This window comes from Chitinophaga sp. Ak27, from assembly GCF_012726295.1.
Taxonomy (GTDB): Bacteria; Bacteroidota; Bacteroidia; order Chitinophagales; family Chitinophagaceae; genus Chitinophaga.
Map to the genome: position 1 here is coordinate 352326 of NZ_JABAOB010000007.1, position 12285 is coordinate 364610.

A 12285-nucleotide genomic window follows, 5' to 3' on the forward strand; every position below is an offset into this window, starting at 1 on the left:
CGTATAACCTAAAACCTTTTATTATGACAGCACCTGCAAAAACAAGTACACAGGTCATCCTGCGGGATTCGTTGGTGAGCCTGCTGCTGTATGTATTGCCTATTGCCCTGATGTTGCTCTTCTTTTATTTCAGCGGAAGCAAACCCTGGTTAACCACTGCAACAACACAGCTACCTTTCCGTATACCCGTAATCCTGGAGGCAGTATTTCAAAACCTGAAAACATGGGGCCTGCCGGCTATTATGATAGCGGTGGGGATAGTGGAATTTTCCGTAGGGCTATACGAAAACAAGTGGACGAAGAACGAGCGAATACTTGATGTAGTATGCTTTATCCTTCCTAAGGTGATATTAAGACCTATGATTGCCTATTTCGGGTTGAAACTGTTGCCCTGGGTATTACCGCAGGCTAAAGATGCTTTTGCCTGGGTGCCTTTCTGGTGGGGATTTGCCATCATGGCAGTAGCCGATGATCTGACCCAATACTGGTATCATCGGTTGCACCACCAGTTGCCCATCCTGTGGCGTTTTCACCGTACGCATCATTCGGCGCCGTATATGGGAATGGCGATGGCCAGCAGGCAGAATATTATTTATACCGCTTTCTTTTCGCAGATATACCTCACGGTAGCGCTTACCTATCTGGGTTTAGGATATCCGGCGCTCTTTGTAGGGGGCATCAAATCTTTGATCACAACCGGTGCACATAGCAGTATCAAATGGGATAAACCGTTTTACACCATCAAGTGGTTGAAGCCTATCGGCTGGGTCATGGAACGGCTCATATCCACTCCGGCTACTCACCATGCACACCATGCCGATACGACAGATGATGGTATCGGCTACTATAAAGGCAATTTTGGAAATATGTTTTTTATCTGGGACCTCATTTTTGGAACCGGTATCATAACCCGGCAGTATCCTAAGGCCTACGGCTTAAAACATTACAAAGAGGAAGAATGGTATGCGCAGTTGCTGTGGCCTATCTTTAAATCAAAGAAAGAAGGTAGTGAGCTGGCCGCAGATGGGCCGATGGTTGGGGATGAAGTAGCAGCGCCACTGCCGATTGCTCCACACAAAGCCGCCGCGGTAGCAGTGCCGGCGCAGGCGATATGAAAATAACAAGGGCTGATTTTCTGATCAGCCCTTGTTATTATTTTTTCTCTTCATGATATTCCTGCTCAGTATTGATAGACCAGATATTGTTTTTGGTAACAATACCTTCTGTAATGTTGTCTACAGCCACCATGGCGGTAAGCATGGAGTGGTCGGAGTTATTATATTTATGCATACCGTTACGGCCCACGAGGAAAAGGTTTTCGAAGGAATCAATATATGTTTTTAACTCCTCGAACCGGGCATAGGTACCCCAATAGGCCGGGTAAGTTTTTTCCATGCGCAATACAGTGGCATCGAGCACATCGGAAGGCTGGGCCAGGCCTATCTTACACAGTTCGTTGATGGCGGTCTGGCGGATAGCATCGTCTGTCAGTTCCCAAAAATCATCGCCTTTATTACAGAAGTATTCCATTCCTACCCAGGTCGTATCGGGGTCTTTCACCATATAGGGGCTCCAGTTGTTAAAAAGTTGGAGGCGTCCTACTTTTACATCTTTTTCCTGTATATAAATCCAGGTATCTTTTAAGGTGATGGGCTTATGTTCTTTTGTTTTTTTATCCTCGAAGCTCAGGTTTTTTAGGAGGATACCGATGGTGATAAAGTCGCGGTAATGCAGGCCTGCAGCTATCTCCTGTACATTAGCCGGAACATTTGCTTCCAGGTCGGCTACCAGTTCTTTGATGGGCATAGTGGAAAAAAAGTAATCGCCTTCCAGCGTAACTATTTCGCCGGTAGTGCGGTCCAGCGCTTCAATAGCGGTTATCTGGTTGCCGGAGGTGTGAATTTTTCTGACATCGTGCTGCATTAATACGGTGCCGCCTTTATTGATCACCTGGTGTGCCACCTCTTCCCAAAGCTGGCCGGGGCCATGTTTAGGGTATAGGAATTGTTCGATCAGGCTGGTTTCTACATTTTTCTGTTTAAGATCTTTCGGTTTGCCGGCTTCCACCGCAGATTTTACTGCGTGTGCAATAGCCTTACCGATGGAGATTCCTTTAATTCTTTGTGCGCCCCATTCGGCCGAAATAGCTTTACAGGAAACGCCCCATACTTTTTCTGTATAGTCTTTGAAGAAGAGGTGGTACAAGGTTTTACCGAAGCGGTTGATCATAAAATCTTCCAGGGTGCTTTCATTTTTTCGCTGGAAGATCTGTGCCCACAGATAAGATACCATGATACTGATGGTGGTGGCGAAACCCAGTTTACGCAGGGTGTCTACCGATAGTTGTATCGGGTAGGTAAAGAATTTATGCATGAAGTAAATGCGAGACAGGCGTTTTCTTACCAGCATGATCAGGTCGGGATCGGGTGCTACCAGCGTATCGGTACTGTGATTACTTCGCGGGGATTTTATTTCCCTTGTCTTCTGTTGATAGCTGATGGAAAATATTTCAGCGGCTTCTTTATCCAGTGGCATCATGTTCATCCACCAATCCATTACACGGTCTGATTTTGAGAAGAAGCGGTGGCCACCAATGTCGATGCGGTTGCCTTTATAATTGACTGTTTTGGAGATGCCTCCTATGTCGGTACTTTTTTCGAGTACCACCGGAATGATGCTGGTACGTTGTAGTAGTTCATAGGCAGCGGTCAACCCTGCCGGGCCAGCGCCAATGATGATAGCTTTCTTTTGCATGAGCGAATGAGGTTGTTGAGTAAATGGTTTCTGAGGTGAGCTGATATAGCGCTTATTGGTCTGGTATGTTGTGCCGGAGCGGCATTCCCCGCACATGAAAATGATGGAACCTTTTGAACGATGGCATAGCAAAACGGTTTTACGCAGGTATTGCTGTCAACAGCAATACCTGTTTTGAGGGTTTATATGATAAAGGGTTAGCAGCAGAAAGTGAGGGCTGCCTGCACTATACAATGATAGGATTAGTTACTGAATTGCGATTGCAGCCGTACGGCAAGGGAAACTAGAAGTTCCATTTATAAAAATAGATAGGTGCATTTTTCCCTTCACTGATGGTAACATAGCCATCATTGCCAGGGGCGATGGTAATGCCTTCGCCTTGTTTTTCTTCAACATAAGGAAGTTCTTTGGCAGGTTGCGCCATTGCTTCTTCCACCGTTTCATAGCTGTTACGGTGCCAGTAGTAAATATGGGTCAGCGTTTTTATCACAATATGGTGGCCGTCTTTAGAAATATCTCCGGAAGTAACCCAGGTATAGGGTAGCTTTATTAATTTTTCCAGTACCACTTTATCTCCATCTTTAAAGAGGGTGGAACCGGCTTTATAGAGACTTACTTCTTTTTCTCTTTTGCTGATAATATAGATTTGTTTATTGATAGGGTCTATCAGCAAAGATTCTGCATCCCGTGGGCCATTGGGATATTTGAGCGTTAAGATATCTGGTGTAACACTTGTTTTTTCTTCCGGTAATTTCTCAGGTTCGGGGAAACGGTAAATGCGGATATGTTTCCGGATACCGGCATTGTCGCCAATATCGCCTACATATACATAGTGCTTGCCTTTTTCGGGGCCGGCGCCTTCTGCAATATCTTCCCAGTCGCGGTTACTTACTCCTTCCAGCTTAATAGTGCTGATCAGTGCCGCTTTACTGTTGAGCAGGTATACTTCCGGTTTGTTGCCGCTGTCGTTATGTGTCCAGTAGCAGCCTTTCAGCGGCACGCTGGACGCAATGCCTGATGCCTCCTTTACTTTGTCGGTGGTCAGTTGCCCCAGCACCGCTGGTGGTGCGGTCTGCGCAATTACGGCGGTGGATAAAAGTCCTGTCAGCAGTAGCAATATGAGTAAACGCATATGTTAATTTACGGAATTTATACAGGATAGCAGCCGGCATTTATACCTATTGACAATCCCCAATTATTATTATATTTTGTAGAACATAATATTTCACCAAGATCTAACCCGCTTATTCATGAAAAAACTATTCACTATCCTATTAGTGTGCTGTGCTGTTTCATTGACGTCTGTGGCCCAATCCCACGTCCTTACCGGTAGGGTTACAGGCGAAAAAGGGGAAAGCTTGCCCGGCGTAAGCGTACAAATTAAGAACACTAATAAAGGGACGTCTACAGATCCGGAAGGCCACTACCAGCTGGATGCCGGAGAAAAAGATGCCGTACTTATTTTCCGGTTAGTGGGGTACCTTACTACGGAAATCAGTACCTCGGGAAAAAGCAGCATCGATGTAGTATTAAAGCAGGATACCCATAACCTGGACCAGGTAGTGGTTACCGCCCTGGGCATCTCCCGGAAAGAAAGAGCCGTAGGTTATTCGGTGCAGGAAGTAAAAGGCGGCAATCTTACGCTGACCAAAGAGCAAAACGTATTGGGCTCTTTGTCGGGTAAAATTGCCGGTGTACAGGTAGTAGGCGCTTCCGGTGCCAGTATGGGAGGTACGCAAAAAATTAAGCTCCGGGGTATCAACTCCATTAATGGCCAGGAAGAGCCCTTAATTGTAGTAGATGGTACACCTGTGAGCAATAACAACTTCGCGGGCAGAAATGGCCCCGATTTGGGCAACCTGGCCCAGGATATTAACCCGGAGGATATAGAGTCGGTAAATGTGCTGAAAGGTCCCGCTGCTTCTGCCCTGTACGGTCTTAGAGGGCAATACGGCGTTATTCTCATCACCACCCGGCAAGGTAGCCGTAAGGGAAATAAGAAGGTAATGGTAGATGTTAACTCCGCCTTCTCTATAGAAAAGGCGGGTAACTTTATGCCGCTGCAGAATATTTATGGCGCCGGTAGTAGTCAGCAGTTTAGTACCATTACCGTAAACGGGCAAACGCAATTGCTGGCATCCGGCACGGATGAAAGCTGGGGGCCTAAAATGGATGGCACCCCTGTACGCCAGATGTACAGTTTTTACCCCGCCGATCCCGACTATGGTAAGCTGACGCCCTTCAGTCCACACCCTGATAATGTGAAAGATTATTTTGTAACCGGTACCACGTTTAATAACAATGTCAGCATGTCGGGAGGAGGCGAAAACACTACATTCCGCCTGTCGTTTAATCATACGGATATAAAAGGAATAGAGCCTAATACTTATCTCAAAAGAAATAACCTTGGATTTAACGGCTCCCTCAACCTGAATTCCAAAGTAACGGTATCTACCAGTTTTAATTACGCCAATAATAAAGGGCAGCGTCCGGCGCAGGGCTACTACAACGGCTCCCGTAACTTTTACCAATGGTTTGAGCGTTCGCTGGATATGAAAAAGCTGCGGCAGTATAAATATCCTGATGGTACTTTTTATCACTGGAATCATGAGGATGTAGATGATCCGGATTTTCTGAAGAAGCCTGGCAGCGATTGGAATAACCCTTACTTCGAAGCCTATGAAAACCTGAACCAGGATGGGCGCGATCGCTTCTTTGGCAATGTAGGTCTTACTTACGACGTGCTGCCTGGCCTGAAGGTAAGCGGTGCGGTAAGAGCGGATATGTTTACCCAAAGCATCAACCAGCGGAAGGCCTATGGAGGCAGGGATCTCAATGAATATTACGAGGCTAAATTTGAGAATAAGGAGATGAACTATGAAGTATTAGCGCAGTATAACAAAACATTTGACAAGTGGAGTCTGAATGCCAATCTCGGCGCCAACCTGCTTACCCAGCGTTATACCGGTATCATGGGAAGAACCCAGGGAGGCTTATCTGTGGTAAATTTCTATAATCTGTCTGCCTCTATCGACCGGCCGGATGTGTCTAATTATCTGCGGAGAAAGGAAGTGCGCAGCGAGTATGCAGCCGTTTCGCTGGGATATGATAATATCTATTACCTGGATGCTACTATCCGTAATGACATTTCTTCGGCTCTGCCATCGAATCATAACTCTTACTGGTATCCTTCTGTATCATTGAGCGTCGTATTCAGTGAGTTACTGAAATGGGAGCCGCTTTCCTACGGCAAGTTCCGCATCAGTTTTGCTAAAGCCGGTTCTGACCTGGATCCTTACCAGATTTATGAATCCTACTTGCTGGAGGCGCCTTACAAAGGACGGGATAACAGTCCTTACCTGCCTATGCACTTGCCTTCTACGCTTAATAATAATGCAATACGGCCTTCGCTGGGTAACTCTTTTGAAACAGGCGTGGATGTGAAGATGTTAAAAAACCGGGTGGGCCTGGCCTTTACCTGGTATAATCAACAGAACATCGACCAGGTACTCAGCATCCCGGTGTCAGGTGCTATCGGTTATGTGAGCACCGTGATCAACGCGGGTAATATCCAGAACCAGGGCGTGGAGCTGAGTCTGAATGCCACCCCTATACAAACAAAATTATTCAACTGGTCATCTGTTCTGAATTTCAGCCGCAACCGGAGCCTGATAAAGAAATTGTATCCCGGTTTAAATACGCTGCAGCTGGATGCCAATACCTATTCCCGCGTGAGCGTTTACCTGAATGCAGATGTGAATGCGGCTTTTGGTACCCTGGTGGGCAATGCTTACCAGCGTGATCCTAAGACCGGTAAGATCCTGCTGGATGCGGCCAATTTGCCGATGTTTAAGGAGAATCACAATTTTGGTAGTGTAGTACCTGACTTTACCGGGGGATGGCAGAACACTTTCCGCGTAGGGCATTTTGATGTATCGGCCATGATTGACTTTCAGTCCGGCGGTAAGTTTTTCAGCTGGACAAAAATGCTGAGCGTAAAATCGGGACAGGCGCCGGAAACGGCTGCCATGAATGATCGCGGCAAGAACGTACGTGATCCGCTGGCAGATGGAGGCGGTGTAAAAGTGAACGGTATTTCCAGTGTTACCGGGCAGGAAGTTACCGCTTACGTTGATGCCAAATCCTATTATCGTACTACACTGGGCACCTCGATATATGAAGAATGGTTGTATGATGCGAGTTATATTAAGCTGAGAGAAGTACGTGTGGGCTATACGTTTACCCGGGAGGCGCATCGCCGGATGCCGTTTAACAGTATCAACGTAGCCCTGATAGCCCGCAACCCGGCGATGATCTACCAACAAGCACCTAAAGGATTGGATCCTTCAGAACTGTCTACCGGCAGGTCTTCTATCAGCTGGCTGGAAACAGGGCAGCTGGCCTCTACCCGGTCATTTGGTATTAACCTGAATATTTCCCTGTAAACCCGATCATCATGAAGCAGTTACTATATATTATTTTCGTATTATCGTTTACGTTAGTAGGATGTACTAAATTTTCCGATAGCCTTAACCGGAACCCCAATCTGCCGGATACCTTTTCTAATCCGAAATTGCTGACTTATGCCATCCTGAAAATGGATACTACAGCCGCTACGCCGTATGGCCTGTTGTACGTGCAGCACTTGTCGGAGAAAGTGTATACCGATGCCTCCCGTTATATCAACAACTCTTTTGAGTTTTCTAATTTTTATGCAGATGCGTTGATGAACCTGAACCTGATTATTAAAACATCGCATTTTAATACAGATGAAGGGTCGGCTAATAATCAGTTAGCAGTAGCCCGGATATTGAGGGCATATTTTTTCTGGTATATCACTGATCGCTGGGGTGATGTGCCCTATAAAGAAGCCTTACAGGGCAGAGCAAAGATAGATCCGGCCTATGATAGCCAGAAAGATATTTATACCGACTTGTTTAAAGAATTGACGGAGGCGGCTGCACAGTTGGAAAACAGCAACCCGGCTAAAGGTGATGTGTTGTACTATGGCGATACTGGCAAATGGAAACGCTTTGCAGGCACCTTGCATGCCTTGATGGCATTGCGGTTGTCGAAAGTGGATCCTGCCTGGGGCAAACGGGAATTTGCCGCGGCGCTCACTACCGGAATTTTTACCGGGAATGATGATAATGCTATTACACAGCATTTGCCTGAAACCGCGTACCAGAACTATTGGTATTATGTATATAGTGTACAGGGCCGCCGGTGGTATTGCATCAGCAAACCCCTGGTAGATTTTATGAAGCCCCTCGGTGATCCGAGGTTAAAAGTGTATGCAGCAACCAACAGCAGCGGCGATTATGTAGGAATGCCTTATGGCCTGGAAGGTAAAGATGCGCAGAATATTCCGGCCGGTAGTGTATCGTTCCAGGGAACAGCTATCCGTAAGCAGGATGCTACCGCTTACGTGGTCACTTATGCACAGGTGCTGCTGGCACGTGCGGAGGCAGCCAAGCTGGGTTGGATTCCCGGCGGCGATGCCGCTGCTATGGCGGATTACAATGCGGCTATCGAAGCCTCTGTTAACCAGTGGACAGGTTCTTCCACCGGCCTGGCTGCCTATATGGCCCGTCCGGAAGTGGTGTATAATGCTGCTACTGCCATTAAACAGATTGCTTACCAACGTTGGGTGCATTTGTATATGAATGGCTATGAAGCCTGGGCAGAATGGAGAAGAACGGGCTATCCGGAGCTGACGCCTGCCCCTGGAAATAATAATATTCCTATTCCCCGCCGGCAGGGTTATCCGCTGTCGGAGCATAATATCAATACTAAGAATGTAGAAGCTGCTATCGCTGCACAGCCGGGGCTGCATGGTAAAGACGATCTGACCGGCCGTGTATGGTGGGATGTAGAGCGATGATGTTATTACTACATAAGAAGAGCATTGCTGCCGGCAGCAATGCTCTTCTTACCTGTCACTGTCAATGCAGTAAAGAAGTGTTTTTATTCATCCACTGTAGGCATTCCCTGAAGGTATCGGCAAATGAAGATTGCTGATCTGAATTTCTGAAGACACCTTTTTTGTTTTTCAGGAAACCGATTGTCTGGTGATGCCCAGGAAGGTCGGCAAAGCCGATAAAATTTTTATTGTCGCTTTCCCTGAACTCATGCAATATCCGGTGGATAGGCCATATAACATAACCGCAGCCAGACGATTCCTGGTGTGCAAATCCATCTGTTTGCAGGTAGAGTTCTGTGAATTCTCCCGGGAATCTGAATCCTAGTGCGATTTCTGTTTCGGCAATCATTTCTATCAATGCACCTTTGTTAAGCGGGATACTGTCTGTTTTCCATTGTTGAATAATGCCCTCTGTCCAACTTTTCATAACTACGGTTATTTTTTTTCTATCACAACATATGCTACCGACATCGGCGGCAAGGCTACTCTAATACCGTTCTGTGTAAGGGCGGCATTGGCTTTTACATTTTCATAATCTTTGGGGCTTCCGGCGGAGCCACCGGGGCTGCTGCCGTTTCCTGTCGTTTATGTTTTTCATCTGAACAGATTAAGCTTCCTTTTGAATACCACGTGCCCCTCCATATCAGGAGGGGGCACGCAGTTGACCACTATTTTATCTTTATGATCCTGAAGTTGTCGTAGGCGGTATTATATACATCTACGCCGGCACTTTCTGTGATGATGCGGTATCCGAAAGCAACCTTGCCATCGCTTTTTAGCAGGTCGCCCATTATTGCAGCTGCAGCGCCGGTTCCTTCCACTCCGTTGTCGGCAAGCCGGAATGCGGAGAGGTTAATCGTTACCGTTTGCCATTTGTTTTTGGTGTCAAAGGTTTTGTTGTCGGCGTTTTGCCATGGCATATACCTGAAAGCATATTTGTCATTGAAGCGAAGTACGTTGATACCGGCTGTCCATGGCTCTTTGGTATTGATTTCGAATTTCAACGCATATTGAGCGGCTTCTTTAGTAAGTACATCTGTAGTAAACATGGCTACATCATTGAAGTTGCCGGACCGGTTGCCATTCCACCATCCGCCATCATTAGCGCCCACACCTCCGAAGATGTTCTGCAGATATCCGCCTCGGGTACCGGGAAATAAAGCCGCGTCGCTGGTTCTGTTGGCGCCCCACCAGGCCCAGTTGAATACAGGGGGTTCACCGCTCTCGCCGCTGTTGGTCAGGTTGCTGATCACATCGCCGCTGGCATGGTCATTTAGAGGCCCGTCTGACATCGCAGTGCCGAATTTGGCATGTATGACCAGGCGGCCGGTATCGCTGCCCAGATCGGGCATAAGGAGGCCTGCACGTGTACCCGCGGCATTGGTGGCAACTGATGTCACTTCTTTTCCTCCGGGGAACGTGATCTTATCTATCAGGAAGAGGCTAGACCCGTAAATGATCAGGGAGTCGCCGGGAAGTGCGTTTTCATTAGAAATAGCCGCTATAGATGGAGGCGGTATATCCACTACAAAAGTATACATGAGCTCTCCATGGGTGGTAACCAGGTGTATCTGGTTGGGCACTTTGGGATCAGTAGCTTCGGTAGGTGCGTTAGACGGGATCGTGAGAATAATGTGTGTACTGGTATTGTAGGTAGGATTAAAATAGGCACTGGCGCCATTGAACGCAATGCTTACCACACCTCCCAGGTTTTGACCGGTAATGAGGAGTAATGTGCCCGGCAAGGCTTTGGTGAAGGTGCTGTCTTGCAGGGTAGAGTCGAGCAAGGTGACTTTATTAATCACCGGTGGACCGGACTGGTCGTTGTTTTTAGAGCAGGACAGGAGCAGGCACAAGATGGCCAGCATACCTGTAACCAGGCTGCCGTATTGTTTATGAAGTGCAGGATTATTGTGCGTCATACAAGTTCATTTTGAAGATTAATAAGGATAAGGTACCGGTGGTTTCCGGAGATTGGGAGCGGCCGATAATTCGGCAGCCGGCAGCGGCAGCAGGAAGTTGCTTTCTGTTACCGGGTAAAATGCCGGTGTATCAGAGGTGATTGTCCAGCTGGTAGCATTGGTTTCCTTATCGGGTACAATGCGGTAGGTGCCTTTATCCTGTGCATTCAGGATGCTGATGGCCTTTTGCGGATTGTAATAATGCAGGCGCAGGATGTCGTACCATGCTTGTCCTTCCATGGCGAGTTCCAATCTTCTTTCCTTATAGATATCATCCCAGGTAATGCTGGATTTGGGCAGCAGCCCGGCGCGCTGGCGCACGGCGTTAAAATACGAAAGCGCTTCTCCGTCGGCAGTGGTGGCAGCATTACCGAGTATGGCTTCCGCATATATGAGGTATACATCTGCTAACCGCAGCATGTAGGTGTTAATTTCTGTATGCTGCTGGGTTACTTTTCCATCATTGTCTTCCGGCCTGCCTACAACATATTTTTTTACCCATGCCCGTGTGTTATACCGTTCGGTTCCATTGTAGCGCCAGGGGACCTGTAGTTCCTGTATGATCTTCTTTCCGGGATTATTAGGATCATCTACCGACTGATGAATATAGGTGTAATGATCGCCCGGGAACATAAAGGTGCCTTTGCGTCTTTTGTCATTGGGAGAATATAATTTTAGCTGGTCCAGCGAAGCGCCCAGGTCACTGCCCCATCCATCCGCAAAGCCGGTGATTTCAGAGCCATAGGCCAGGAATGCCTGCACGCTGTTTTGCGTGCCCCAGTCGCCGTCATATTTCCATTGCAGGGAAAACAGGCTTTCGGAGTTGTTATTATTTTTCGTCAGGAACAGGTCTTCATAATTGCTCATGAGTGCTGCGCCGCTGTTGCTGATCACATCTTTAGCAAACCATTTTGCGCTGTCGAGATCAGCTTGCCGCCGTGTTTGCCCGCTACCTACGCCTGCGCGTGTAAGGTATGCTTTTGCCAGCATCCCTTCTGCCGACCATTTGGTTAAGCGGCCTTTTTGCACGGGTACAGTGGGAAGGTTGGCGGCTGCATAGCGAAACTCACGGATAATGAAGCCCCATACAGATTCTACAGTATTGCGACTGATAGAAGTATCTGTTACCAATACGTTGTTATCGACAATCACGGGCACCGGTCCCCAGTTTTGCACCAGGTAGGAATAGGCGAGTGCCCGCATAAAACGGCCTTCTGCAATAGCGCCGTTTTTAACGTTGTCGGGTACACTCTTAGCGGTGTATTTGGTAACGTTGTTGATCGCCATATTGGATTGCGCTACCACGTTGAAGAATGCTGTCCAGGAACTGTATACTTCCGGCGTAACATCGGTAGTTTGCATGCGGATATTTTCTATCTGGTAGGAGCCCGACATGAGTACACCGCCTCTTCCATCGCCCAGGCCGTGAGAGGCTTTGTCGTTGTAGGCAAACCATACGAGGCCATAGAGCGGGGCGGTACCAGCCCATACCTGGTCGGATGTCTGGTAGAAGTTAGCATCCACAATGCTGTCTTCCGGTGGCCTGTTCAGGAAGTCCTTGCTGCAGCTACCCAGGATAGCCAAAATTAAGAATGCGGTCAGGTATTTTGTATATGAATGATAATTCATGATCTTTTTTTTACTGCT

Annotated in this window: 8 protein-coding genes; 3 read left to right on the plus strand and 5 right to left on the minus strand. The window is 47.5% G+C overall.

Translation table 11 applies throughout. From position 1 onward, the window contains the following. Positions 1-23 precede the first annotated feature (23 nt). A complete protein-coding gene (locus HGH90_RS23610; RefSeq protein WP_169192023.1) occupies positions 24-1115 on the plus strand; it encodes a sterol desaturase family protein in 1092 nt (363 codons plus the stop codon). Positions 1116-1152: 37 nt separating this feature from the next. Here HGH90_RS23610 and HGH90_RS23615 read toward each other — a convergent pair whose 3' ends face one another. Together HGH90_RS23615 and HGH90_RS23620 are read right to left on the minus strand one after the other, a co-directional pair. Next, a complete protein-coding gene (locus HGH90_RS23615; RefSeq protein ID WP_168765858.1) occupies positions 1153-2754 on the minus strand; it encodes an NAD(P)/FAD-dependent oxidoreductase in 1602 nt (533 codons plus the stop codon). Positions 2755-3037: 283 nt separating this feature from the next. Beyond that, entirely contained in the window at positions 3038-3886 is an 849-nt protein-coding gene (locus HGH90_RS23620) for a hypothetical protein (RefSeq protein WP_169192024.1), read from the minus strand. A gap of 118 nt (positions 3887-4004) precedes the next feature. On the opposite strand from HGH90_RS23620, the gene HGH90_RS23625 reads away from it, so the two are divergent. Beyond that, positions 4005-7199, plus strand: a complete 3195-nt coding sequence (locus HGH90_RS23625) for a SusC/RagA family TonB-linked outer membrane protein (RefSeq protein WP_168765856.1) — start codon at positions 4005-4007, stop codon at positions 7197-7199. Positions 7200-7210: 11 nt separating this feature from the next. Further along, entirely contained in the window at positions 7211-8638 is a 1428-nt protein-coding gene (locus HGH90_RS23630; RefSeq protein ID WP_168765855.1) for a SusD/RagB family nutrient-binding outer membrane lipoprotein, read from the plus strand. A 61-nt stretch (positions 8639-8699) separates the two neighbouring features. On the opposite strand, the gene HGH90_RS23635 is transcribed toward HGH90_RS23630, so the two are convergent. The 3 genes from HGH90_RS23635 to HGH90_RS23645 all read right to left on the minus strand — a co-directional run bounded on the left by HGH90_RS23635 (position 8700) and on the right by HGH90_RS23645 (position 12267). Next, on the minus strand, positions 8700-9104 hold the full coding sequence (locus HGH90_RS23635; protein WP_169192025.1) for an SMI1/KNR4 family protein: 405 nt from the start codon (positions 9102-9104) through the stop codon (positions 8700-8702). Between the two features lie 241 nt (positions 9105-9345). Continuing rightward, positions 9346-10599, minus strand: a complete 1254-nt coding sequence (locus tag HGH90_RS23640; protein ID WP_169192026.1) for a glycan-binding surface protein — start codon at positions 10597-10599, stop codon at positions 9346-9348. Between the two features lie 18 nt (positions 10600-10617). Next, complete coding sequence (locus HGH90_RS23645) at positions 10618-12267, minus strand: RagB/SusD family nutrient uptake outer membrane protein (RefSeq protein ID WP_169192027.1); 1650 nt, start codon at positions 12265-12267, stop codon at positions 10618-10620. Between the last annotated feature and the right edge of the window lie 18 nt (positions 12268-12285).